Genomic DNA, 23,894 nt, shown 5'->3' with positions numbered 1-23,894 from the left:
TGGCGCCAAGCGCTTGGCAGGCACGCCTGCACCGACGACGGGGATCACAGCGACGCGGTACTTTTCCAGCTCAGATACTGCGTCACCAGCTCGGTGCCCAATTGCGCGGGCCGAATATCCATTACGGCAACGCCATGAGCATTCAACCGTTCATGGCGTTCGGCCCGCTCATTCAGGTAATTCACCGTCCCGCAGTAAGCCAGCGCCTCGGGCAGCGTATGCACGCTGGTCTGGCGCAACGTATCCAGTGCTTCCTCACGCAGACTTGCCACCAATATCCGATGCTGCGCGCTCAGGCGTCTGACCGCGGCCAGCAGTTGATCATCGTCATCGCGCACATTGGTCACCAGCACTACCAGCGCCCGGCGCTGTTGTCGGGCCAATAACTGGTTGGCCGCCGCCTGATAATCGGCAGGACGCCGCGTGGTCTCCAGATCATGCACAGCGTTGAGCAAGACGTTCAGTTGACCGCTGCGTTTGGCTGGCGCCACGTGGCACGGCTTGTCACTGGCAAAGGTACTCAGGCCCACCGCATCGCCCTGGCGCAACGCAACATAAGCGAGCAACAGGCAGGCATTGAGCGCGTGATCGAAGTGCGATAGCTCATCGTCCTGACTGCGCATCTGGCGGCCGCAATCAAGCAGAAAAATGATCTGTTGATCACGTTCATCTTCATATTCGCGGGCAATCGGCGTGCGCTGGCGGGCAGTGGCTTTCCAGTCGATCTGGCGCAGGCTGTCGCCTTCACGGAATTCGCGCAGCTGATGGAATTCCATGCCCTGACCGCGACGTTGTCGCTGGCGTACGCCGAGCTGGCTGAGCCAGTTGTCGACGGCGCGCAATTCACCGCCGTAGAGCCGAGCGAAGTCCGGGTAGACGCGGGTCTCGTCACTGATGCTGAGCAGGCGTTTGCCGGACCATAACCCCAAGGGGCTCGGCAGATTGACTTCGCACTGTGCGAAGCTGAAACGCCCACGTTTGGCCGGGCGCAGACGGTAGCGGATCTGGCTGCAATAGCCAGGTTGAAGTTCAACCACCATCGGCAGGTGATCAAACTCGAGACCGTCGGGTATGTGGTCGAAGAGTCTAATGTTCAATGGCTCGACGAATTCATGCGCAATGTCCACCTGCACGTCTGTCCAGCGCCCGAGCGCCAGGCTGCCGGGCATCTGCCGCGTGATGTGCGGCGACGGCAGGCGTGCAAGGCGCACCGCGTCAATAACTGCCAACGCCATCAGCGCCAGGAGCAAACCCCAGTTGATCGACATCAGGCTCGACGGTATCTCGGTGCCGAGTGCCTGAACGGCACCGAGCACACTGCTGACGACCAGCAGCAGGGCCAGCCAGATCAACAGCAGCCGAGACGGTTTCACAGGCGCGGCGCCGGCACTTGATCGAGCAATTGCGCGAGCACCTGATCGACCTGCAAACCTTCGATATCCAGCTCCGGCGCGATGCGCACGCGATGGCGCAGCACGGCCAGCGCGCAGCCTTTGATGTCATCCGGAATGACAAACTCGCCGCCGCGCAACAACGCCCGGGCACGGGCGCAGCGCACCAGAGCGATCGAGGCGCGCGGCCCGGCGCCGAGGCTCAGGCCCGGCCAGGTGCGCGTGCTGCGCGCCAGGCGTACGGCATAGTCGAGGACCTGATCGTCGAGCTGCAAATCACTGGCGATACGTTGCAGTGCTTGGACATCTTTCGCCTGCAACACCGTGCGCAGCGGTTGCACGTCGAGCATGTCGGCGCGGGTCGAGCGACACACCTGGCGGACCATGTTCAGTTCTTGATCGGCGTCCGGGTAATCCATGCGCACCTTGAGCATGAAGCGGTCGAGCTCGGCTTCCGGCAGTGGATAAGTACCTTCCTGTTCGATCGGGTTCTGCGTGGCGAGCACCATGAACGGTTGCGCAATGGGCAGGGCGCGGCCCTCGAGCGTGACCTGGCGCTCCTGCATGGCTTCGAGCAACGCCGCCTGGGTTTTCGCCGGGGCGCGGTTGATCTCGTCAGCCAGTAACAGATTGGTGAACAGCGGGCCTTTGCGCAGCTTGAACTGTTCGGTCTGCAAGTCATACACGGCGTGGCCGGTGACGTCGCTGGGCATCAGGTCCGGGGTGAACTGGATGCGTGCAAACTCACCACCGAAACAACGTGCCAAGGCTCGCACCAGCAAGGTCTTGCCCAAGCCGGGCACGCCTTCGAGCAGCACGTGGCCGCCGGCAATCAGCGCGGTCAGCACGTCGTCGATCACCGCCTCCTGACCGAACAGCGCCTTGTTCAATTCGTTGCGCACGGCCTGCGCCAACTGGCTGGCACGCTGGCGTTGCTGGGCAGCGTGAGTCGCGCTGCCGGGCTCGATCTGTTCAGTCATAACGCGTTCCTCAAGGTTTGCAGATGAGCGACCTGACGACTGAATTCGGCGCTGGACAAGCGCTGTTTCGGACGTGGGCTCAGGGCCTGGCTGATGGCGCGGGTGGGTTGCCGGGTCAGGCGTGATAGCGCCAGCCATTGTTCGGCCACATTCAATTGATCGAAACCGGGATAGCGATGGCGGGCGCGGCGCAGGATGTCCTGCTGCAATGCTTGCAGCAGGACATCTTGGCCGTTGTGGCGCAGCAGGAAATCGGCGCTGGCGCGCAAATGCTCCAGCAGTTGACGCCGACCCGCCCGCGCCGGCATTTGCACTGGCCCGTGGCGCACGCTTGCCTGCCACAGCCACAGGCCGACCAAGGCGAGCAGGGCGACGATCGCCTGCGGAAAATAGCGCCAGAGCAACGTCCAGAGTCCATCATGCGCGGTGTTGTAAATCACGGTCACGTCGGTGTCGGCGCTCAGATACCAGAGCAGCCAGGCATTGTCGTATTGGCCGATGGCCGGGGTTTTCCATAGCTCGGCATCGGTGACTACGGTGACTGTCCCGAGGCCGTACACCCGTTGCATCATGTGCGTGGCTCTGGCGCTGTTGGCCCAGGCTTGGGCAACGTTGTTCGGGTCATCGAGGTGGAAGTCGGTGTCGAAACTGGCGTAGGCCGGCGCGTCTTCATCTTCCAGGTACAACTTGGTCAGTTTCGCAAAGCGATCCTTTTCCACTTCTTGCGGAGGATCTTTCAAATCCTTGCTCAGCGATTGGTGCAATTGCACCCGGTCGAGCAAAAGATCGTTGCTTTGCCCGGTTTGCGCATCCCACAGCGACTCGGCGACAAACACCAGGCGTCCGCCGGCGCGAGTCCAGTTCAACACTTGATCGACTTCTCGCGGCGTCATCCGTGCGCGCTCGCCGAACAACAGCAAGGTGTGGCCGTGTGGATCGATCTGCGGCAGCACCGCGAGGGTCTCGGCGTGACTGACCGCGAGGCCGCGCTCGCGCAGGAACATTTCTGCCGCCAGATACGGGTTGGCTTGCGCCGTGGGCGAGGGGCCGTGATCGACGACTTCCTCATATGGCCGGGCTTGGAGGTAGAGGAACAGGCTCAAACCGCCCAGCAGCAAAAGCGCCAGCGCACCCAGTGACCAGCCGATGCGCCGGTTCAATGCCGCGACCCTTTGCTGAACAGCTCACGCCAGCCGTTGCACAGTTCTGCTTGCAGGTGCGCGGCTGGAAGTCGGTGCCCATAGGCCACGTTCTGCCAGTGAACTGTCAGGTTGCGGCTGTAAGCGAGCAGGTCGGGGCGTTGCAATTGCTCGATGCGTTGGAGGATCTGGTTTTCGGTATCGGCGGCAGTCAGCGTCAGCCCGAAATCGTGCAGCAGGTGGCTGAGCAGGCCGCGATAAAGCAGACCCAGCGCGGCACGAGGTTCGCTCAGCCACAATTGTTCGGCGCTGGCGGCGACGTCGTCCGGAAGGGTTTCACGGTTCAGATCGAGGCCGAAGACTTGTGGCGCCGCCGCTCGTTTGCGGCGCACTGGCAGGTTCGGACGAGGACTGACGAAGGCCTGGAGAAATTCGCGATACCGCCAGAGCAGCCAGCCCAGGGCGGCGATCAACGCGCCCCAGAGCAGCACCTCAATCAGGCTGGCAAAGGTGTCGAGGTGCCGACCATCGAGCCAGCCGAGCAGGGTTTTCAGCCACTGCGGTGCCTCCCCCGTCTGCCCTTCCTTGGCCGGGCTCGCCGGGTCGTCGGCGAAGCGGTAGCGGGTGACGCTCTCCTTGTTCTTGAACGGCGGTTGTTCAAGCAATGACTGGATGCTGTCGCGCGCGGCCTGGCTGGTCAGCGGCTGATTGAGCAGTCGTGGTGCGTGCGGCGCATCGCTGGCCCATACCGGTTGCAGGTTCGGCAGCAACAGGCACGCGGCGAGCAACACACCGAGCACGCCGTTGTTCAAGCGCTGGCGCAAACGGCGGAAGACCAGCTCGATATCCCAGGCTTCCAGTTGCGTGCGGCGATTAAGGTAGAGGCTGAAGCCGCAGGCAACATAAATCGGCTCCCAGACCACCAGGATCAGCGCGTAAAAAGCGTTGGTCAGGTGTTCCAGCCAACGCCAGTCCCGATCGGCTGCGAGCAGCAGCGACTGCCAGTCCCAGTCGGTTTCGATTTGCTGCGGCAACAACAGGTAGAACAGGACCATCAGGCCGATCCACAGCGCGGTTTCCAGATGCACGCCGATAATTGTCAGCCATTGCGCAGCGCCGCCGTTGCGTTGCAGCAGCACCTGCAAGCGTTGTTGTCGAACTTCGCCGTCGAGACCTTCGAGTTGTGTCACCGGCAGCGCAAAGCTGCGGGTCAGGCTCAGCCGTCGCCAGGTCAGGCTAGCCAGCAGTTGCGGCTTGAGAAGGCGCGGCCATTCACGCAGGGCTTGTTTGAGCGTCGGGGTTTCGCCGAACAGTGCTTTGGAGAGGATGTATAACGGCAGGCGTTCGTAGGCCGGTTTCAGCCACCAGAAAATGAACACCGCCAGCGATGGCCAGTCCCACAACAGCAGGCTGAACAGGGCGAACAGCGGCAGGGTAACGATCGCCCAACTGGTCATCAACAACCGGCGATGCTGCTGGCTCATCAACACGCCCAGGTCCATGGCTTCCCAGGTCGTGCGCGGGCGGATCACGACGCTGGCGTCACTCAGGCGCATGGCGGGTCTTTCCGGCAAACAACAGATAAACCGCGACGGCCAGCCACAGCGCGGCGCCGACTGCATATTTGGTCAGTGGCGTGACACTGGCTTTCGACGACCAATACGCCTCGATGAACGCTGCAATCAGCAAGAACAGCATGACCCCGCAGACCAGCAACACGCTTTTGCGCGCAGCCAGGCGCAGTGCCTCGCCGCGTGTCAGGCGTCCCGGTGCGATCAGCGCCCAGCCCAGCTTGAGCCCCGCCGCGCCGGCGAGGGCAATGCCGGTCAGTTCGAATGCGCCGTGGCCGATCACGAACGACCAGAAGGTCTGGCCGAAGCCGATTTCGCTTAGGTGTCCGGCCACCGCGCCGATGATCATGCCGTTGTAGAGCAGAAAAAAACCGCTGCCAACGCCCATCAGCAAACCGCTGGCGAAGGTCTGAAAGGCGATGCCCGTGTTGTGCATCACGTAATAGCCGAACATCACCCAGTCTTCACTCGCCGCGCGTTCCGCCGAGCGTCCGAGGTGACCAGCGACTGGATCGTACATGCCTTGCATTTCGCGCACCTGTTCGGCCGGGATCAGGTTGTAGATCAGTTCGGGAAACAGATACACCAGCACGCCGAAACCGATCAGGCTGGCGAAGAACAGCAGACTGGCGACCGCGACAAAGCGCCACTCCTCGCGCACCAGTCGCGGGAAATCGGCGAGGATAAAACTGATTATCTGCGCGCCGAGGCGACTGCGATGCCGGTACAGCTGTTGATGGCCGCGCAGCACCTGTTGCTGCAATGAATCGATCAGAAAACTGCTGTAGCCGCGCTCCTGTGCCAAGGCCAGGTGTTGGCAGAGGCGTCGATAGGATTTGGGGAAAGCGGCCACTTGCGAGGTGTCCTTACCGTGCTCGAGACGTTCGAGCGCCGAGGCGAAGCGCTCCCATTCGGCCTTGTGGCGGGTTTCGAACAGGCTTTGCTTCATGGGCTCGGCCCCAACAAACCGCGCGCGATGCCGTTGAGTTCGACCACCGCTTCAGACGCGCAAATATGCAGCGGCTGGGCCAGCAATGTAGCCAGCTCATTGACCCGCGCGGGGGACAACTGGGCCTGACGCTCGGCGAAACCGAGCACCGCGCGTTGTTCGCTGAGTGTGAGAACAACGGGGGAGCGACGAGGTTCAGCGTCAGGCAATTGCGGGCGGTTCAGCGGACGTTCGCTGTAAACCACCAGCGTGCCGGCAGCGATATCGCCCAGGCGTTTGAAGGTCGGGTGTTGCAGGCAACTGAGTGCACCGAGGAAATAGCCGAATGGCAGCAGGTCGACAAAACGCAACAGGTTGCGCAATAGCGAGGCAGACCAGCCGATCGGCGTGCCGTCGTCGTGTACGACGCGCAACCCCAGCCATTGCTTACCCGGCGAGCGGCCCTGACGCAGCACCTCAAACAGCACCATGTACCACCAACTGATGGCAAACAGCAGTAGCGAGCCGAGGCCCATGCCAAGCCTGCCGAGAAACGCCAGTGCGATAAACAGCACGCCGAGGATCAAGCCGCGAATGCCCAGATCGATGGCAAACGCCACGGCGCGCACCATCAACCCGGCGGGACGCAACGGCAGGTCGATGCCTTCCGGCGTTTCGACCTGATGACGCGTATCCAGCGGCGGGGCCAGCGGCGCTTTCCTTGGCGGTGCTGTGGGTTCGAGCATGGGCTACCTGATGTTCGCCTGTTCGGGATGCAAGTGCGCCTGATGCTAGCAGCCTCTCGGGGGGGAACGACATCACTATGTATTGCACAGCGTTAACCGCCATGCAAAGGCTGACCATACTGGCCCTGTGGGAGCCAGCTTGCTCGCGAACGCTTAGTGACAGGCAGCAGCGATGTTGAATGTGCTGGCCCCTTCGCGAGCAAGCACGCTCCCACAGTACGAGTACCCATAAGCTGTAGGAAATTGGAAAAAGTGCTGTTTGAGGGATAGGAGACTGGCTCCGGGGTCGGCTGAGCGCCTAGACTTCGCCGATCTTCTGTTCAGGATTCGCCCGTGACTTCAATCTTCTGGTACGACTACGAAACCACTGGCATCAATCCGCGCAACGACCGTCCGCTGCAAGTGGCCGGGATCCGTACCGACCATGCGCTCAACGAAATCGACGAGCCGGTCAATCTCTATTGCCAGCCCAGCGAAGACATCCTGCCGCATCCGGCGGCGTGCGCGATCACTGGAATCACCCCTGGCCAGCTCGCCGAAAAAGGCCTGAGCGAAGCCGATTTCATGACTCGCGTGCATGCGCAACTGGCTGCACCGGGTACGTGTGGCGCCGGTTACAACACCTTGCGTTTCGACGATGAGATGACCCGCTACAGTCTCTATCGCAATTTTTTCGACCCCTACGCCCGTGAATGGCAGGGTGGCAACAGTCGCTGGGATCTGATTGATGTGGTGCGCGCCGCTTACGCATTGCGCCCCGATGGTCTGGTCTGGCCGACCGGTGACGATGGCCGGGTAACCCTCAAACTCGAACGGCTGACGGCGGCCAATCACATCGATCACGGGCACGCTCACGAAGCGTTGTCGGATGTGCGCGCCACCATCGCGTTGGCGCGGTTGATTCGCGAGAAACAGCCCAAGCTCTATGAGTGGCTGTTCCAGCTGCGCAGTAAACAGAAAGTCATGGATCAGATTCGTCTGTTACAACCGCTGGTGCATGTGTCCGGGCGTTTCTCGGCGGCGCGCAGTTATGTCGGTGTGGTGTTGCCGCTGGCCTGGCACCCGAAGAATCGCAACGCCTTGATCGTCTGTGATCTGCATCTTGATCCGCAAGGGTTGCTGGACCTTGATGCACAAACCCTGCGCCAGCGTTTATACACCCGCCGCGATGAATTGGCTGAAGGTGAATTGCCCGTGCCGCTCAAGCTGATCCATATCAATCGTTGCCCGGTGGTGGCGCCGTTGGCGGTATTGCGTGCGCAAGATCAGCAACGCCTCGGCCTGGAGATGGCGGTTTATCAGGAGCGGGCACTGCGACTAACTGACGCACAGCAAGTCTGGAAAGATAAAATCGCGGCGATTTATGCCAGCGAAGATTTCACTCCCAGCGAAGATCCGGAGCAGCAGTTGTACGATGGATTTATCGGTGACCGAGATCGCCGTCTATGCGAGCAAGTTCGAACGGCCGATCCTGCGCAATTAGCACAAGAGCAGTGGCCTTTCGATGATGAACGTTTGCCCGAATTACTTTTTCGATATCGAGCACGCAACTTTCCAGAGACCCTGGATGTCGCCGAGCAAGAACGCTGGAAATTATTTTGTCGCCAGCGTCTGACGCAACCTGAGGCAGGTGCGCCGAATACCGTGCAGTCATTTATCGAAGCTGCCGAGCAATGGTCACTTAGTGCGACGCCATTGCAGCGAGAGGTGCTCAACGACTGGCAGAACTATGTCGAGGCATTACGCAAACGTTTGAAGCTTTGAAATCGAACATGCCTGGCAATAGTTTACGGGCATAAAAAAACGCCAGCGCATGCTGGCGTTTTTTGTTCGCGGATCGCTCTGCGAAGGCGTTGCGGCTTAGCCCAGCAGGGTAGCCCAGCCTTCAACCACGTCGCCGCCCCACTTGGCTTTCCACTCTTTCAGAGTCTTGTGGTTGCCACCTTTGGTTTCGATGACTTCACCGTTGTGCGGGTTTTTGTATTGCTTAACTTTGCGTGCACGCTTGGTGCCGGTAGTTTTCACTGCGCCGCCACGTGGAGCCTTGGATTTGGCTTCCGGGTCGAGCAGGGCGATGATGTCACGCAGCGATTTGGAGTATTCACCCATCAGCGTGCGCAATTTGCCTTCGAATTCCAGTTCGGCTTGCAGTTTGTCGTCTTCGGACAGGTTTTTCAGACGGGCTTGCAGTTCTTTGATGGCTTCTTCGGTGGCGCGATATTCGTTGATCAAGGACATGAGTACTACCTTTCGTAGAATGCTGAATGACAGGGGACAGTGCCGTAATAATAGTCAGGCTGTTTCATCAAGTAAACATTTAGATGGGCTTTTTATTTAAATGAGTTACAGGAGTTAGGCGCCAATTGAATGTTCAGTTAAATAATGTGATGCAGTCAGCACAGATATTTACAGTTGTCTGGCAAACCCCTCGCTAAAGCGCCACAGTCTTGACGAAAACCTGCGTCAGAAAGTCGTTTCGCCAGGCTTCGTTCCGCACGGCGCGCATGCGTACTGCAGTTTTCCTGCACAGTCGCTAGAATGGCGGCCTTTGTGAAGTTCTGGAGTTTCCCCCTCATGCGCACTTTTCGGCTGGTGATATCTTGCCCGGACCGCGTTGGCATCGTTGCCAAAGTCAGTAATTTTCTGGCCTCTCATAACGGCTGGATCACCGAAGCGAGCCACCACTCTGACAATCAAGTGGGCTGGTTCTTCATGCGTCACGAAATCCGTGCCGATTCGCTGCCGTTCGGTATCGAAGAGCTGCGCGAGAAGTTCGCGCCGATCGCCGAGGAGTTCTCGATGGACTGGCGCATCACCGACACCGAGCAGAAAAAACGCGTTGTACTGATGGCCAGCCGTGAATCCCACTGCCTGGCCGACCTGCTGCACCGCTGGCACAGCGACGAACTGGATTGCGAGATCTCCTGCGTGATTTCCAACCACGACGACCTGCGCAGCATGGTCGAGTGGCACGGCATTCCTTATTACCACGTCCCGGTCAATCCACAGGACAAGCAGCCTGCATTCGACGAAGTGTCGCGGCTGGTCAAACAGCACGACGCCGAAGTGGTGGTGCTGGCGCGTTACATGCAAATCCTGCCGCCGGACATGTGCCGCGAATATGCGCACAAGGTCATCAACATTCATCACAGCTTCCTGCCTTCGTTCGTCGGCGCCAAGCCTTACCATCAGGCGTCTCTTCGCGGCGTCAAGCTGATCGGCGCGACTTGCCACTACGTGACTGAAGAACTGGACGCCGGCCCTATCATCGAGCAGGACGTGGTGCGTGTCAGCCACAGCGACAGCATTGAAGACATGGTGCGTTTCGGTCGTGACGTCGAGAAAATGGTGCTGGCCCGCGGCCTGCGTTATCACCTCGAAGACCGCGTGCTCGTGCACGGCAACAAGACGGTCGTGTTCTGATCGCACAGACACGCTTGAAAAACGAAGGGCTTGGGCGTTGAATCGCTCAAGCCCTTCGTCGTTCAAGCTCTTTCGCCGTTTCTGCCCGAGGAAAAACCATGAGCGATCCACTGGACAAAGCCACCTCAAAAGCGCCCGCCACCCTTGGTGAAGGTTGCCTCAGTCGCTACGATCCGGATGACATGGGTCCCGAGGACGGCACCGAATTTCCCGGCGCCGCCGCGTTGTGGGAACAGCTGAAACCAGAGTCGGACGATGAAACGGGTGACGATCTTTAGGCTTGGCGCACTTTCATCAGCTTCTTCAGCAACGGCTTGCCCAGCATCAGCACGAACACCGGGCCGCCGACCAGCAGATAGAAGTAATACGTCACCACCCGCCAGATCAGAATCGCCGCCGCTGCGGTGGATTTGCCCACCATCGGCGCGAGCAGTGCAGCCGAAGTCAATTCCGCCGCGCCGGCGCCGCCGGGTAACAGGCTGAATTGGCCGGCGCCCAGTGAGAGCATCTGCACCAGAAAACTCCAGGCCCACTGCAAGTCGGCACCGAGCCCGCGCAGGGCCAGATATAAAACGCTGTAGCGCAGCAGCCAGTGCACGCAGGTCAGGGCGAACACCTGGACCAGCGTCCGCCATGGCAGCTTCAAGGTATCGGTAAACGCCGCGAGAAAGTGCAGCAACTTGCGCGCCCAGCGTCGGCGAGTGCGCGCAGTCACGTTCATGCCTGCCAACACCCGACCGCTCAGGCGAATCAACGCCCGGTGGTAGCGCGCAATCAGCACGCAACTGAATAATCCGCCGAACAGCGACACCGCGCTGACCGTCAGTAGCCATTCGAGCCGATCGCTCAGATGCTGGAACAGTGCATAAATCAGAATCCCGCTCAGCGCGCAAAGAAAAAACAGCAGATCGCTGAGCTGATCCATGGCAAACACCGCGCTGCCTCGCGCCGGACGCACGCCGTAGCGGGCCAGCAGAGCCATGATGGTCAGCGGCCCGCCGCTGCCGCCGGGCGTGGCGCAGTATGCGAACTCGGCCGCCATCACTACGCCGAGGCTTTTCATCGGCGGGACCTTTTCACGCTGGTCGCCGAGCAACAAACGCAGGCGCAGGGTATTGATGCCCCAGCAGAGCAGGATCATGCCGAACATGATCAACAGCCAGTTCAACGGAAAGCCGCGCAGGCGTGCCCAGATTTCACCACCGCCCAACAGCAGCGGAATCAGCACCGCCGCGAGCAGGCCGATCAGCAACAACAGACTGCGCTTCATGCCGCCTGTTCCAGTTGTCCGCGCTGGCGGGCGAGCCAGTCGATCTTGGTCAAAGGCACGCGTCCGTCTGCGAGTAGGCGTTGCAGGGTGTGTAACCAGTAATCGCGCGAAAAGCGGTGGCGCATGTCGACCGGGTGCAGGCCCAGGCGAATCACCGGCGCCTCGCGCCAACGCTGTTCACGCTGGTCGCTGACGATTTTCGACAAGCCGCGACGCCAGGCACTGCGCGCACTCCACACCAACCCGGGCGCATCAAGGGCGCTGAAGTCAGGCAAGCGATAAAGATGCTGCGGATCGCTGGTGTAACTGAGCGGTAATTCGCGCAAGGCCTGGCGGGTGCCGTCGCTCATCAGCCAGGCCGGAGCGACGAAGCCGTGCACTGGCCAGTCGTAGCGCTGAAATATTTCCAGACCCGCATGCAAACGGGCGAGGGCTGTGTCGTGGGACAAGCGATAAAATTCACCTTCATGGGTGTAGACCCGACGCATGAACCAGTCGCGCGGGGTGTTTGGCATAGCTTCCTGGTCGTCGTGGTAATAACCGTGCAGCGCCAGTTCATCGCCTCGGGCCACCCTGGCGTCGAGCACCCGGCGAAACGCCGGGTTGGCATCAAGCGCATCGTGGCGGTGAAAGTTCGGCACTACCAGCCACGTCATCGGCACATTGCCCAAGGCATCGACGGCCTCGACGAAGGGCTGGTAGTCCGCCCACGTCGAGGGCGCCACATCATGCAACACCAGGCATACGGCTTTCATGTGTTCAACCATTGGCCACCCGTGGCAGCGTATGGCCGAGCACAGCGTGGTAGTGACTGAGCAGGCTGTCGACCACAGTGTCCCAGGCGTAATGCCGTTCAACATGCTGGCGCGCCTGGCGGCCAAGCCGATCGCAGCCGCGACTGAACAGCTCGCGCACGGCGTTGGCCATCGCTTGCGGGTTGTTCGGGGCACAGAGCAGACCACAGCAATCGTTGACGATTTCCTCAAACGCCCCGGCTGCGACGGCCACCACCGGAATGCCGCAGGCCATGGCTTCAAGGATGACCAGACCGAAGGTTTCCTGATCACCGGCGTGGACCAGCGCATCGGCACTGGCCATCAGGCGCGCGACTTTTGCTGCCGGGCAGAATTCATCGATGACGCTGACGTTGTCCGGCACCGCAGTGGGCATTGACGAGCCTACCAACAGCAAGTGATAGCGCGGGCCGAGGCGTTGCATGCACTTGAGCAGCACCGGCAGGTTTTTCTCCTTGGAACCGCGCCCGGCAAAGACCAATAGCCGGGTGTCTTCGGCAATCCCCAATTCGGCACGCAGGCCGGGGTCGCGGGCGTCGGGATGGAACGTGTGCAGATCGACGCCCAGCGGTTGCACATGGACATTGCGTACGCCGAGCCCGGTGAGCTTGTCCGCCATGACCTGGCTCGGCGCGAGAACGCGGTCGAAATTGCCGTAGAGACGGGTGACGTAGGCTTCGACGTTCGGCGTGACCCAGTGGCCCATGCGATTGCCCACCAGCAGCGGCAGATCCGAGTGATAAAAGCCGATCACCGGCACATCCAGCTGCCGCCGGGCATCCAGCGCGGCCCACGCGGTGAGGTAGGGATCGCCGACTTCGATCAGATCCGGCTGCAAATCCTGCAGGACGTTTCGCCATGGCGCCAGCCGTAGCGGGAAGCGATAGCCTTTGCCGAAAGGCAGGGCAGGTGCTGGAACCGTGTAAATGCCGTCATGTTCACCCAGTCGCGCGCCGGGGATGAGCAGGCTGTGACGAATACCGCTGCGGTCGCCAAGGCGACGGTGCTTGGCATCCAGATAAGTACGCACGCCTCCGCTGGCCGGGGCGTAGAACATGGTGATGTCGGCGATATGCACGGTGAGCAACCCTCCGCTGTGTTGTTCTCCCTTGGTTGACCGTTATCCAGAATAGATGTTCGGTCGGGATTGCGCGGTGGGGGCTCAGGTCGGTTTTGTGTTGTTGAGTGGGCGCCTTCGCGAGCAAGCCCGCTCCCACAATTGAAATGCATTCCAATGTGGGAGCGGGCTTGCTCGCGAAGGCGGAAGTGGCGGCGCCTCAGATGCGGAAACTACCCACCAACTGCTTCAACCGCGAAGCCTGCTGCTCCAGATCCGAGCACGCACGCAGCGTCGCGTGCAGGTTCTCCACGCCTTCCTGGTTGAGCGTATTGATCTCGGTAATGTCGACATTGATCGACTCGACCACCGCGGTCTGCTCTTCGGTCGCGGTCGCCACCGACTGGTTCATCCCGTCGATTTCACTGATGCGCAGGGTCACGCTGTTCAGGCGTTCGCCGGCAAGGTTGGCGATCTCCACGCTGTCGTGGCTGTGACGCTGACTGTCGCTCATGGTGCTCACCGATTCCCGGGCCCCGACTTGCAGCTCCTCGATCATGGTCTGCACCTGCTGCGCCGATTCCTGCGTGCGGTGCGCGAGGTTGCGTACTTCGTCGGCCACCACGGCAAAACCACGACCGGCCTCACCGGCGCGGGCCGCTTCGATCGCGGCATTAAGGGCGAGCAGGTTGGTTTGCTGAGAAATGCTGGTGATCACTTCGAGGATCTGGCCGATGTTGACGGTCTTGCTGTTCAGCGACTCGATATTGGTGCTGGACGCGCTGAGCATGCTCGACAGCTGATTCATCGCCTTGATGCTGCGCTCGACCACCTGCTGGCCATCCTCGGCCAGACCCCGGGCGTCGCTGGCCTGGTTCGACGCTTGCGCGGCGTTGCGCGCAATTTCCTGGGCGGCGGCGCCGAGCTGATTGATCGCGGCGGCAACGCTGCTGGTGCGCGAAGCTTGCTGGTCAGAGTTGTACATTGAGGAGTTCGACGCAGCGACCACGCGCAGGGCGACTTCGTTGACCTGGCCGGTGGCCGAAGACACTTCGCGGATCGAGCCGTGAATGCGCTCGACGAAACGGTTGAACGCGGTGCCAAGTATGCCGAATTCATCGTTATTGACGATGTTCAGGCGTTTGGTCAGATCGCCTTCGCCGTCGGCGATGTCTTCCATGGCGCGGGTCATCACGTGCAGCGGCTGGATCAGCAGGCGGATCAGCATTCCGAGCAGGGCAATGATGATAGCCACGGCAATAATGGTCGCGATTACCGCGGAGGTACGGAATTCGCTGAGCATCGAGTAAGCCTGGTCTTTATCGATCGACAAACCGATGTACCAGTTCACCGACGGCAGGCCCTTGATCGGGGCGAAAGTGACGATGCGGGTTTTGCCGTCGACGCTCACTTCGCTGAAATCGCTGCTGATGCGCGGGGTGTCCTGCGGATAGGCTTCTTTCAGCGATTTCATCACCAGGGCCTTGTCCGGGTGGACGAGGATCTTGCCATCGGCGCTGACGAGGAACACATAGCCCATGCCATCGAAATCACGGGCGACGAGGGTGTCGACCAGTGACTGCAGGCTGAGGTCACCGCCGACCACGCCGACGCTCTGCCCGGCCTTTTTCGACGCGGTAGCGATGGAAATGATCAACTGGCCCGTGGCCGCATCGATGTAAGGTTCGGTCAGGGTCGAAGTGCTGCTGCTTTCGGCACCTTTATACCAAGGGCGTACGCGCGGATCGAAACCGTCCGGCATCTTCACGTCCGGGCGGATGGTGAAGTGGCCAGTGGCGTCGCCCAGGTAGGTAGCCATGAACGTCGAGGTCAGGCTTTTCTGTTCCAGCAGGCTGGCGACCGTGTCAGGTTGCGGGTTGATGGCGATGTTCTGGGCGGCGTTCTCGATCAGCAGGATGCGCCCGCTGAGCCAGGTCTGGATATTGCCGGCGGTGACCTCGCCCATTTCGTTGAGGTAGTTGTTCAGGTCATCGCGAATCGCATTACGCTGCAGCCAGTCGTTGTACAACGTGAACGAGGCGAAAGCGGCAATGACGATGAGGGCGGCGGCAAGCAAAATCTTGTGGCTGAAGCGCAGGTTTTTGTTCATGGCTTGGGGTTCCGCTAAGGTCTTAATGTCCTGGGCGTGCTTTGCTAAAGACGCGCACTATGGGCAAGGTTGAAAAACTGATATTTCCGGCTCTCCTTAGGGAAATGTCCGACCCGATTTTCAGACGGGTCTGTCCAATTAACGTATCGGCCATGTGTCATCAAAGATTAACCATTGGGTGAGAAAATGCCTGACTCTTCGCAACTCGTTATCGGCGCTGATCCGGCCGCGCAACCCATCGCTCAGGCCATGCGCCTGGCCAACCGCCACGGGCTGATCGCCGGCGCCACCGGAACCGGTAAAACCGTGACGTTGCAGCGTCTGGCCGAAGCGTTCAGCGATGCCGGTGTGGCGGTGTTCGCCGCCGACATCAAGGGCGACCTGTGCGGCCTCGGCGCTGCCGGCAACCCGCAGGGCAAAGTGGCCGAGCGCATCGCCGGCATGCCGTGGCTGGGTCATACGCCTCAGGCTTATCCCGTCACGCTGTGGGACATCCACGGTGAATCCGGTCATCCGCTGCGCACAACCCTGAGCGAAATGGGCCCGCTGCTGATCGGCAGCCTGCTCGAGCTGACCGACAGTCAGCAATCGGCGTTGTACGCAGCATTCAAAGTGGCGGATCGCGAAGGCTTGTTGCTGCTGGATCTCAAGGATCTGAAAGCGCTGCTCAATCATCTCAAGGACAATCCACAACTGCTGGGCGAAGACGCGGCGTTGATGACCACCGGTTCCAGCCAGGCGCTGCTGCGCCGGTTGGCGACGCTGGAACAGCAGGGCGCGGAAGCCTTGTTCGGCGAGCCGGCGCTGCAACTTGAGGACATTCTGCAACCGGGCGCCGATGGCCGTGGACGCATCCATTTGCTCGACGCCAGCCGGCTGGTGCATGAGGCGCCGAAAGTCTACGCGACGTTCCTGCTGTGGCTGCTGGCAGAGTTGTTCGAGCAGTTGCCCGAGCGCGGCGACGCTGATAAACCGCTGCTGGCGCTGTTTTTCGATGAGGCGCACTTGCTGTTCGGCGACACGCCCAAGGCGTTGCAGGAACGCCTGGAGCAAGTGGTGCGTTTGATCCGATCCAAAGGTGTGGGCGTCTACTTCGTTACCCAGTCGCCAGCGGATCTGCCGGACGATGTGTTGGCGCAGTTGGGCCTGCGCATTCAACACGGTCTGCGTGCGTTTACCGCCAAAGAGCAGAAATCCCTGCGCGCGGTGGCGGATGGCTTTCGGCCGAATCCGGCGTTCGACAGCTTGTCGGTGTTGACCGAACTGGGCATCGGCGAGGCGCTGGTGGGCACGCTGACCGAGAAGGGCACGCCGGAAATGGTTCAGCGCGTGCTGGTGGCGCCGCCGCAATCGCGGATCGGCCCGTTGACCGAGACCGAGCGCACCCTGCTGATCGCCGGCTCGCCGTTCAAGGGCCGTTACGACAAGCCGATCGATCGTGAATCGGCCTATGAAATTCTGATGGGACGCAAAGGGCTCGCGCCTGTGGCCGAAACCCCGACGGGCAAACCGCAGGCCGAAGAGCCGAGCCTCGCTGACCGCGCCGGGGAGTTCCTCGGCACGGCGGCAGGGCAGGCGTTGAAATCGGCGATGCGCCAGGCGGCCAATAACCTTGGCAAGCAATTGGTGCGCGGGTTGATGGGCTCTTTATTAGGCGGCAGCAAGCGCCGCTGAAACCTAATGTGGCGCTAATCAAAGTGGGAGCGGGCTTGCTCGCGAATGCGCTGGGTCATTCAACCGTTCAGTCGGCTGACCCGTCGCATTCGCGAGCAACCCCGCTCCCACATGGGATAGGTGGCGCCGTTGGACACTGCTCAGGTCTTGCTTTTGGCGTGCGCCGCCAACCGCTCCAGCGCCGCGCGAAGTCCCGGATCGTTGATCCCGTCGGCCGTCGACTGAATCGTCTCCGCCGCACTGCTCGACAAATCCATCGTGTGTCCTGCCGCCCGAGCCTGAATGATTGGCGGGCGCACGCTGAATTTGATCCGCGTCAGGTTGGCGAACTCACCGAACAACTGCAGCTGCCGTTGCAGGCGCTTTTGCTGGTAGCGCAAGCGCGTCGCCCAATGGCCGTCAGTGACCACCAGCGACAGTTCGCCTTCGCGCCACTTGGCCACACGGCAATGCTCGCGGGCGGCCGGCTGCAGCTGACTTTCGAGCAGGCGCTGCAAATGCTCCAGACGCTGGGCATGGCCGAGGATGGCTTTCAGCGGTTTGGCTTCGCGTAGCAGAACGGCGGGGGCTCTGGCCGAGAGAGGGCGCAATGCCATGATCGAACACCTGAGGTAACAGAGGCGCCATGTTAGCAGAAAGCAGTGGAACCTCTGGCCCATTGCTTTTGTCCCTGCTCTGCTCATTAAATCAACGCCTGACTTCTTTCCCCCAACGGCTTGAAGTTGAGCAAAACGCCCCTATTTTAAGTGAGCCCCGTCAAAGCGCAGTGCCAGCATCGTGGAATATCGCCACTTTCCTCACCACCGTTTCCGGGTAGAATGCTCGTTCGCATGCGGCCATGAGGGCTGCACGGGCGACTCACGGGGCCGCCCTCCATCCCTTTAGTGTGGAAGATCCTGCCGATATGTTTGCGCCTTTGTTAAAGAAACTTTTTGGAAGCAAGAACGAGCGTGAAGTCAAACGCATGCTCAAGACGGTGCAGCTCGTCAATGCCTTCGAAGAGCAAATGGTGGCCCTTTCGGACGATCAATTGCGCGCCAAGACCGCCGAGTTCAAGGCTCGTATCGCCAAAGGGGAAACCCTCGACAAGCTGTTGCCGGAAGCCTTTGCCGTAGCCCGCGAGGCCGGCAAGCGTGTGATGGGCATGCGCCACTTCGACGTACAACTCGTTGGCGGCATGACCTTGCACGAAGGCAAGATTGCCGAAATGCGCACCGGTGAGGGCAAGACCCTCGTGGCCACCCTGGGTGTTTACCTCAACGCACTGTCCGGCAAGGGCGTGCACGTTGTGACCGTGAACGACTACCTGGCCCGCCGTGACGCCAACTGGATGCGCCCGCTGTATGAATTCCTCGGCCTGACCGTCGGCGTTGTGACGCCGTTCCAGCCCCCGGAAGAGAAGCGTGCCGCCTACGCCGCCGACATCACCTACGGCACCAACAACGAATTCGGTTTCGACTATCTGCGCGACAACATGGCGTTCAGCATGGATGAAAAATTCCAGCGTGAACTCAATTTTGCCGTGATCGACGAAGTCGACTCCATCCTTATCGACGAAGCGCGGACTCCGCTGATCATTTCCGGTCAGGCCGAGGACAGCTCCAAGCTGTACATGGAGATCAACAAACTGATCCCGCAGCTGGAACTGCACGTCGAAGAAGTCGAAGGCCAGGTCACCAAGGCCGGTCATTACACCGTTGACGAAAAGACCCGTCAGGTCGAACTCAACGAAGCCGGTCACCAGTTCATCGAAGAGATGCTCACCCGCGTCGGCCTGCTGGCCGAAGGCGAGAGCCTGTACTCGGCGCATAACCTCGGTCTGCTGACCCACGTCTATGCCGGTCTGCGTGCGCACAAACTGTTCAACCGCAACATCGAATACATCGTCCAGGACGGTCAGGTCGTACTGGTCGACGAACACACCGGTCGTACCATGCCGGGCCGTCGTCTGTCCGAAGGCCTGCACCAGGCCATCGAAGCCAAGGAAGGTCTGAACATTCAGGCCGAGAGCCAGACCCTGGCCTCGACCACCTTCCAGAACTACTTCCGTCTGTACACCAAACTGTCCGGCATGACCGGTACCGCAGACACCGAAGCGTTCGAATTCCACCAGATCTACGGTCTGGAAGTCATGGTCATCCCGCCGAACAAACCGTTGGCACGTAAGGACTACAACGATCTGGTGTTCCTCACCGCCGAGGAGAAATACGCGGCGATCGTGGCGGACATCAAGGAGAGCATGGCGGCCGGTCGTCCGGTACTGGTGGGTACCGCGACCATCGAGACGTCCGAGCACATGTCCGCATTGCTCGTCAAAGAAGGCATCGAACACAAGGTTCTGAACGCCAAGTTCCACGAAAAAGAAGCTGAAATCATTGCTCAGGCCGGTCGTCCGGGGGCGTTGACCATCGCCACCAACATGGCCGGTCGTGGTACCGACATCCTCTTGGGCGGCAACTGGGAAGTGGAAGTCGCTTCGCTGGAAAACCCGACCCCTGAGCAGATCGCCCAGATCAAGGCTGACTGGCAGAAGCGTCACCAGCAGGTGCTGGAATCCGGCGGTTTGCAGGTGATCGCCTCCGAGCGTCACGAATCGCGTCGTATCGACAACCAGCTGCGTGGCCGTGCCGGCCGTCAGGGCGATGCCGGTTCGAGCCGCTTCTACCTGTCGCTGGAAGACAGCCTGATGCGCATTTTCGCCTCCGACCGGGTGAAGAACTTCATGAAAGCCCTGGGCATGCAGCCGGGCGAAGCGATCGAGCACCGCATGGTGACCAACGCGATCGAGAAGGCGCAGCGCAAGGTTGAAGGCCGCAACTTCGACATCCGCAAGCAATTGCTCGAGTTCGACGACGTCAACAACGAACAGCGTAAAGTGATCTATCACATGCGTAACACGTTGCTGGCCGCTGACAACATCGGTGAAACCATCGCCGACTTCCGTCAGGACGTGCTCAACGCTACCGTCAGCGCCCACATTCCGCCGCAATCGCTGCCAGAGCAGTGGGACGTGGCCGGTCTGGAAGCGTCGATCGAAAGCGATTTCGGCGTGAAGCTGCCGATCCAGCAATGGCTCGACGAAGACGATCACCTGTACGAAGAAACCCTGCGCGAGAAGCTGATGAACGAGCTGATCGCCGCGTACAACGAAAAAGAAGACCAGGCCGGTGCCGAGGCGCTGCGCTCGTTCGAGAAACAGATCGTTCTGCGCGTACTGGACGACCTGTGGAAAGACCACCTGTCGACCATGGACCACTTGCGTCACGGCATCCACCTGCGTGGCTATGCGCAGAAGAACCCGAAGCAGGAATACAAGCGCGAGTCGTTCACGCTGTTCTCCGAACTGCTCGATTCGATCAAGCGCGACTCGATCCGTGTGCTATCGCACGTTCAGGTGCGCCGTGAAGATCCGGAAGCCGAAGAACAACGTCTGCGTCAGGAGGCCGAAGCGCTGGCGGCTCGCATGCAATTCGAACACGCCGAAGCGCCGGGGCTGGATCAGCCGGAAGCGTTGGGTGAAGAGGTTGATGTGGCGCTGGCCGCCGCTGCTGCCCCGGTTCGCAACGAGCAGAAGCTGGGCCGCAACGAACTGTGCTACTGCGGTTCGGGCAAGAAATACAAGCATTGCCACGGGCAGATCCAGTAAACCCCGTTTCAATCGCTGAACACCCGCGCCGCGACCGGCTCCTGCCGTCGCGGCGTTTTGCCATTTATTTCACCGTCCTTTTCCGTGGCGGTGCTGACATCATTGAGTAAGGAGCGCATTCATGGCTGTTGGTCTTGGTCCTTTGCCAACGTTGCACCCGGTTGCCGGTTTTGAACTCGGTATCGCCTCGGCCGGCATCAAGCGCCCGGGGCGCAAGGATGTGGTAGTGATGCGCTGCGCTGAAGGTTCGACCGTGGCTGGCGTGTTCACCCTGAACGCTTTTTGCGCCGCGCCGGTGATCCTGGCGAAAAAGCGCGTGCACAACGCCGTGCGGTACCTGCTGACCAACACCGGCAATGCCAACGCCGGCACCGGCGAGCCTGGCTTGGCCGCTGCCGAGCGCACCACCGCTAAGTTGGCCGAGCTGACCGGCGTCGATGCCAGCCAGATTCTGCCGTACTCCACCGGTGTGATCGGCGAGCCGCTGCCGGTCGAGAAAATCGAAGGCGCACTGCAAGCCGCGCTGGACGACCTTTCGGAGAACAACTGGGAAGCCGCTGCCACCGGCATCATGACCACCGACACCCTGCCCAAGGGCGCCAGCCGCCAGTTCGAGCATGACGGCGTGACCATCACCGTCACCGGCATCAGCAAAGGCGCCGGCATGATTCGCCCGAACATGGCGACCATGCTCGGTTACATTGCCACCGACGCCAAAGTCTCCCGCGACGTTTTGCACAACCTGATGCTCGACGGCGCGAACAAGTCGTTCAACCGTATCACCATCGATGGCGACACTTCGACCAATGACTGCTGCATGTTGATCGCCACCGGTCAAGCCGCGCTGCCGGAAATCACCCGCGCTGAAGGCGAGCTGTTCGCCAAGCTGAAACAAGCGGTGTTCGACGTGTGCATGGACGTGGCGCAGGCCATCGTGCGTGACGGTGAAGGTGCAACCAAGTTTGTCACTGTTGAAGTGAATGGCGGCGGCAACCACCAGGAATGCCTGGATGTCGGTTACACCGTGGCCCACTCGCCGCTGATCAAGACTGCGCTATTCGCCTCCGATCCGAACTGGGGCCGCATCCTCGCCGCCGTGGGCCGTGCCGGTGTGCCGGACCTGGACGTGAGCAAGATCGACGTGTTCCTCGGCGACGTGTGCATCGCCAGCCGTGGCGCCCGCGCCGCGTCCTACACTGAAGCTCAGGGCTCGGCGGTAATGCAGCAGGAAGAAATCACCATCCGCATTGAACTGGGCCGCGGCGATTGCAGCGAAACCATCTGGACCACCGACCTGTCGCATGAATACGTGAAGATCAACGCTGAATACCGGACTTGACCTGAAAGGTGGGAGCGGGCTGCTGGCCTCTTCGCGAGCAAGCTCGCTCCCACAGTGGTTACGGCCGTTCACAAATGTTGTGTTCACCTCAAAACCTGTGGGAGCGAGCTTGCTCGCGAAAGCGGAGGTTCCGACACAATAAATCCTGAAGTTTCCTCTGACGAAAAGGCGCCACACCATGTCCCTGCACCTGATCATCGGCGACAAGCTGCTTTCCTCCTGGTCCCTGCGCGCAGCTCTGGCGCTGGAGATGACCGGCGCCCCCTACAGCGAAGAGCTGATCAAACTCGGCAAGCCCGACACCCGCGAGCGCCTGCTCAAGCATTCGCCGACCGGCAAGGTGCCGCTGTTGCAGACCACGCGCGGCACCATCGCCGATTCGCTGGCGATCGCGGAATATCTCGCCGAACAGTTCCCGTCCGAGCAACTCTGGCCGAGCGATACCTTCGCCCGGGCCCAGGCCCGCTCCGCCTGCGCGCAGATGCACAGCGGCTTCTTCGCCATGCGCAACCACATGCCGTTCAACCTCAGTCAAGACGCGCCGCTGAACCCGGTGCCGCCGGAAGTGAAGGTCGATATCGAACGCATGCTCGCGCTCTGGGCTGAATGCCGCGCGGCGGCCACGGAGGAAGGGCCGTACCTGTTCGGTCGCGTCAGCCTCGCTGATGCTTATTTCGCGCCGATCGCCGTACGCCTGCGCACCTATCAGGTGAAGTTGCCGGCAGTCGACGAAGCTTATGTTGAAACCGTCTACCAGTGGCCCGCCTTCAAGGCATGGCAAAAGGCTGGATTGGAGGAATTGCACCCGTGAAACGCGTCCACGTCGCCGCTGCCGTCATTCGTGACGGCGCCGGCAAGATCCTGATCGCCCGCCGCGCCGACACTCAGCATCAGGGTGGCTTGTGGGAATTTCCCGGTGGCAAGGTCGAGGCGGACGAGTCAGTCGAATCAGCACTGGCTCGCGAGCTGCACGAAGAGCTGGGCATCGTCGTTGACGCCGCCCGGCCGTTGATCAAGGTTCGCCACGATTACCCGGACAAACAGGTCTTGCTGGATGTCTGGGAAGTGTCGGCGTTCAGCGGTGAACCCCATGGCGCTGAAGGTCAGCCATTGGCTTGGGTCACTGCCAGGGAACTGATCGACTACGAATTCCCGGCGGCCAACCAGCCGATCGTCGCGGCGGCGCGCTTGCCTGCCGAATATCTGATCACGCCGGAAGATCTGGAAGGACCGGCCTTGTTGCGCGGCATTCAGAAGGCGATTGCCGGCGGTGCCAAACTGATCCAGCTGCGCGCCCCCAACGGCTACGACCCGAAATACCGCGACCTGGCGGTCGACGCGGTGGGCCTGTGCGCGGGCAAGGCGCAGTTGATGATCAAAGGGCCGTTCGAATGGCTCGGTGATTTCCCGTCTGCTGGCTGGCACATCACCGCTGCGCAACTGCGTAAATACGCTGCAGCGGGGCGTCCGTTGCCGGCCGAGCGCTGGCTCGCGGCGTCGTGCCATAACGCCGAAGAGCTGACGCTGGCCGAGCAGATGGGCGTCGACTTCGTCACCCTCTCGCCAGTGCAGCCGACGCTGACGCACCCGGACGCACAGCCGTTGGGTTGGGAACAGGCTGCGGCATTGATTGAGGGTTTCAGCAAACCGGTGTTTCTGCTCGGTGGAGTCGGGCCGGCGGAGCGCGAAAAAGCCTGGGGTGTCGGGGCGCAGGGCGTGGCGGGGATTCGGGCGTTCTGGCCTGATTGAGTGTCAAGGCTGCTGGCCCATTCGCGAGCAAGCCCGCTCCCACATTCGACTGCATTCCAACTGAAGGAAAACGGACA

The 23,894-nt window shown here is 61.0% G+C and carries 20 protein-coding genes and 1 pseudogene; 8 read left to right on the top strand and 13 right to left on the bottom strand.

The features are described 5' to 3' along the window. Nucleotides 1–44: 44 nt before the first annotated feature. The 6 genes from ACP7D9_RS12520 to ACP7D9_RS12495 are packed head-to-tail and all read right to left on the bottom strand — an operon-like array spanning nucleotide 45 to nucleotide 6,755. Nucleotides 45–1,373, bottom strand: coding sequence for a DUF58 domain-containing protein (locus ACP7D9_RS12520; protein WP_426157708.1), 1,329 nt, complete (start codon nucleotides 1,371–1,373; stop codon nucleotides 45–47). After that, nucleotides 1,370–2,371, bottom strand: coding sequence for an AAA family ATPase (locus ACP7D9_RS12515; protein ID WP_426157706.1), 1,002 nt, complete (start codon nucleotides 2,369–2,371; stop codon nucleotides 1,370–1,372). Before ACP7D9_RS12515 ends, ACP7D9_RS12520 begins: the two co-directional genes overlap by 4 nt. Then, nucleotides 2,368–3,531 (bottom strand): DUF4350 domain-containing protein, encoded by a 1,164-nt coding sequence (locus ACP7D9_RS12510; RefSeq protein ID WP_101155698.1) that lies wholly within the window; start codon nucleotides 3,529–3,531, stop codon nucleotides 2,368–2,370. The genes ACP7D9_RS12515 and ACP7D9_RS12510 overlap by 4 nt, the downstream gene beginning before the upstream one ends. Then, nucleotides 3,528–5,066, bottom strand: a complete 1,539-nt coding sequence (locus tag ACP7D9_RS12505; protein ID WP_426157704.1) for a DUF4129 domain-containing protein — start codon at nucleotides 5,064–5,066, stop codon at nucleotides 3,528–3,530. The genes ACP7D9_RS12510 and ACP7D9_RS12505 overlap by 4 nt, the downstream gene beginning before the upstream one ends. Next, nucleotides 5,053–6,030, bottom strand: a complete 978-nt coding sequence (locus ACP7D9_RS12500; protein ID WP_426157702.1) for a stage II sporulation protein M — start codon at nucleotides 6,028–6,030, stop codon at nucleotides 5,053–5,055. Before ACP7D9_RS12500 ends, ACP7D9_RS12505 begins: the two co-directional genes overlap by 14 nt. Further along, nucleotides 6,027–6,755 (bottom strand): RDD family protein, encoded by a 729-nt coding sequence (locus tag ACP7D9_RS12495; RefSeq protein WP_426157700.1) that lies wholly within the window; start codon nucleotides 6,753–6,755, stop codon nucleotides 6,027–6,029. The genes ACP7D9_RS12500 and ACP7D9_RS12495 overlap by 4 nt, the downstream gene beginning before the upstream one ends. Before the next feature lie 333 nt (nucleotides 6,756–7,088). Here ACP7D9_RS12495 and sbcB point away from each other — a divergent pair, with 333 nt between their 5' ends. Next, the gene (gene sbcB, locus ACP7D9_RS12490; protein WP_397479448.1) at nucleotides 7,089–8,519 is read left to right on the top strand and encodes an exodeoxyribonuclease I; all 1,431 of its coding nucleotides are present in this window, start codon (nucleotides 7,089–7,091) and stop codon (nucleotides 8,517–8,519) included. 96 nt (nucleotides 8,520–8,615) lie between these two features. Here the strand turns inward: sbcB and mvaT are convergent, their stop codons facing one another. Continuing rightward, complete coding sequence (gene mvaT, locus ACP7D9_RS12485; RefSeq protein WP_016773476.1) at nucleotides 8,616–8,993, bottom strand: histone-like nucleoid-structuring protein MvaT; 378 nt, start codon at nucleotides 8,991–8,993, stop codon at nucleotides 8,616–8,618. 336 nt (nucleotides 8,994–9,329) lie between these two features. Between mvaT and purU the strand changes: the two genes are divergently transcribed. Beyond that, complete coding sequence (purU, locus tag ACP7D9_RS12480; protein ID WP_016773477.1) at nucleotides 9,330–10,178, top strand: formyltetrahydrofolate deformylase; 849 nt, start codon at nucleotides 9,330–9,332, stop codon at nucleotides 10,176–10,178. A 98-nt stretch (nucleotides 10,179–10,276) separates the two neighbouring features. After that, a complete protein-coding gene (locus ACP7D9_RS12475) occupies nucleotides 10,277–10,456 on the top strand; it encodes a hypothetical protein (RefSeq protein ID WP_101155710.1) in 180 nt (59 codons plus the stop codon). On the opposite strand, the gene ACP7D9_RS12470 is transcribed toward ACP7D9_RS12475, so the two are convergent. The 5 genes and pseudogenes from ACP7D9_RS12470 to ACP7D9_RS12450 all read right to left on the bottom strand — a co-directional run. After that, nucleotides 10,453–11,448, bottom strand: a complete 996-nt coding sequence (locus ACP7D9_RS12470) for a lysylphosphatidylglycerol synthase transmembrane domain-containing protein (RefSeq protein ID WP_397479449.1) — start codon at nucleotides 11,446–11,448, stop codon at nucleotides 10,453–10,455. The two genes, ACP7D9_RS12475 and ACP7D9_RS12470, sit on opposite strands and share 4 nt — an antisense overlap. Next, on the bottom strand, nucleotides 11,445–12,215 hold the full coding sequence (locus tag ACP7D9_RS12465; protein ID WP_426157696.1) for a DUF2334 domain-containing protein: 771 nt from the start codon (nucleotides 12,213–12,215) through the stop codon (nucleotides 11,445–11,447). The genes ACP7D9_RS12470 and ACP7D9_RS12465 overlap by 4 nt, the downstream gene beginning before the upstream one ends. Next, the gene (locus tag ACP7D9_RS12460; RefSeq protein WP_101156402.1) at nucleotides 12,208–13,320 is read right to left on the bottom strand and encodes a glycosyltransferase family 4 protein; all 1,113 of its coding nucleotides are present in this window, start codon (nucleotides 13,318–13,320) and stop codon (nucleotides 12,208–12,210) included. Before ACP7D9_RS12460 ends, ACP7D9_RS12465 begins: the two co-directional genes overlap by 8 nt. A 199-nt stretch (nucleotides 13,321–13,519) precedes the next feature. Continuing rightward, nucleotides 13,520–14,284 carry a methyl-accepting chemotaxis protein gene (locus tag ACP7D9_RS12455; protein WP_371918362.1) on the bottom strand — a complete coding sequence of 255 codons (765 nt, stop codon included), beginning with the start codon at nucleotides 14,282–14,284 and terminating at the stop codon, nucleotides 13,520–13,522. 93 nt (nucleotides 14,285–14,377) lie between these two features. Then, a pseudogene (locus ACP7D9_RS12450) lies at nucleotides 14,378–15,409 on the bottom strand (HAMP domain-containing protein); the annotation flags it as partial. A 186-nt stretch (nucleotides 15,410–15,595) separates the two neighbouring features. Here ACP7D9_RS12450 and ACP7D9_RS12445 point away from each other — a divergent pair. Continuing rightward, complete coding sequence (locus ACP7D9_RS12445) at nucleotides 15,596–17,083, top strand: helicase HerA-like domain-containing protein (protein WP_426157694.1); 1,488 nt, start codon at nucleotides 15,596–15,598, stop codon at nucleotides 17,081–17,083. A 140-nt stretch (nucleotides 17,084–17,223) separates the two neighbouring features. Here the strand turns inward: ACP7D9_RS12445 and ACP7D9_RS12440 are convergent, their stop codons facing one another. Beyond that, nucleotides 17,224–17,679, bottom strand: coding sequence for a DUF721 domain-containing protein (locus ACP7D9_RS12440; protein ID WP_426157692.1), 456 nt, complete (start codon nucleotides 17,677–17,679; stop codon nucleotides 17,224–17,226). 308 nt (nucleotides 17,680–17,987) lie between these two features. Between ACP7D9_RS12440 and secA the strand changes: the two genes are divergently transcribed. From secA to ACP7D9_RS12420, 4 genes are all read left to right on the top strand, one after another. Further along, nucleotides 17,988–20,729 (top strand): preprotein translocase subunit SecA, encoded by a 2,742-nt coding sequence (gene secA / locus ACP7D9_RS12435; RefSeq protein WP_397504571.1) that lies wholly within the window; start codon nucleotides 17,988–17,990, stop codon nucleotides 20,727–20,729. Between the two features lie 121 nt (nucleotides 20,730–20,850). Continuing rightward, complete coding sequence (gene argJ / locus ACP7D9_RS12430; protein WP_101155722.1) at nucleotides 20,851–22,068, top strand: bifunctional glutamate N-acetyltransferase/amino-acid acetyltransferase ArgJ; 1,218 nt, start codon at nucleotides 20,851–20,853, stop codon at nucleotides 22,066–22,068. 178 nt (nucleotides 22,069–22,246) lie between these two features. Beyond that, on the top strand, nucleotides 22,247–22,879 hold the full coding sequence (locus ACP7D9_RS12425; protein ID WP_101155724.1) for a glutathione S-transferase family protein: 633 nt from the start codon (nucleotides 22,247–22,249) through the stop codon (nucleotides 22,877–22,879). Continuing rightward, complete coding sequence (locus ACP7D9_RS12420) at nucleotides 22,876–23,817, top strand: Nudix family hydrolase (protein ID WP_101155726.1); 942 nt, start codon at nucleotides 22,876–22,878, stop codon at nucleotides 23,815–23,817. The genes ACP7D9_RS12425 and ACP7D9_RS12420 overlap by 4 nt, the downstream gene beginning before the upstream one ends. Nucleotides 23,818–23,894: the final 77 nt, after the last annotated feature.

Source organism: Pseudomonas sp. TSRC2-2, assembly GCF_049897785.1.
Lineage (GTDB): Bacteria > Pseudomonadota > Gammaproteobacteria > Pseudomonadales > Pseudomonadaceae > Aquipseudomonas.
Note: the sequence above shows the minus strand (reverse complement) of the source record. Positions and strands in the feature narration are given on the sequence as shown.

Bases quoted from the DNA above. Each gene is read 5' to 3' on its own strand.
- ACP7D9_RS12515 (WP_426157706.1), bottom strand. From the start codon at position 2,371: ATGACTGAACAGATCGAGCCCGGCAGCGCGACTCACGCTGCCCAGCAA.
- ACP7D9_RS12505 (WP_426157704.1), bottom strand. From the start codon at position 5,066: ATGCGCCTGAGTGACGCCAGCGTCGTGATCCGCCCGCGCACGACCTGG.
- ACP7D9_RS12500 (WP_426157702.1), bottom strand. From the start codon at position 6,030: ATGAAGCAAAGCCTGTTCGAAACCCGCCACAAGGCCGAATGGGAGCGC.
- ACP7D9_RS12495 (WP_426157700.1), bottom strand. From the start codon at position 6,755: ATGCTCGAACCCACAGCACCGCCAAGGAAAGCGCCGCTGGCCCCGCCG.
- mvaT (WP_016773476.1), bottom strand. From the start codon at position 8,993: ATGTCCTTGATCAACGAATATCGCGCCACCGAAGAAGCCATCAAAGAA.
- purU (WP_016773477.1), top strand. From the start codon at position 9,330: ATGCGCACTTTTCGGCTGGTGATATCTTGCCCGGACCGCGTTGGCATC.
- ACP7D9_RS12475 (WP_101155710.1), top strand. From the start codon at position 10,277: ATGAGCGATCCACTGGACAAAGCCACCTCAAAAGCGCCCGCCACCCTT.
- ACP7D9_RS12470 (WP_397479449.1), bottom strand. From the start codon at position 11,448: ATGAAGCGCAGTCTGTTGTTGCTGATCGGCCTGCTCGCGGCGGTGCTG.
- ACP7D9_RS12465 (WP_426157696.1), bottom strand. From the start codon at position 12,215: ATGGTTGAACACATGAAAGCCGTATGCCTGGTGTTGCATGATGTGGCG.
- ACP7D9_RS12455 (WP_371918362.1), bottom strand. From the start codon at position 14,284: ATGTACAACTCTGACCAGCAAGCTTCGCGCACCAGCAGCGTTGCCGCC.
- ACP7D9_RS12445 (WP_426157694.1), top strand. From the start codon at position 15,596: ATGCCTGACTCTTCGCAACTCGTTATCGGCGCTGATCCGGCCGCGCAA.
- ACP7D9_RS12440 (WP_426157692.1), bottom strand. From the start codon at position 17,679: ATGGCATTGCGCCCTCTCTCGGCCAGAGCCCCCGCCGTTCTGCTACGC.
- secA (WP_397504571.1), top strand. From the start codon at position 17,988: ATGTTTGCGCCTTTGTTAAAGAAACTTTTTGGAAGCAAGAACGAGCGT.
- argJ (WP_101155722.1), top strand. From the start codon at position 20,851: ATGGCTGTTGGTCTTGGTCCTTTGCCAACGTTGCACCCGGTTGCCGGT.
- ACP7D9_RS12425 (WP_101155724.1), top strand. From the start codon at position 22,247: ATGTCCCTGCACCTGATCATCGGCGACAAGCTGCTTTCCTCCTGGTCC.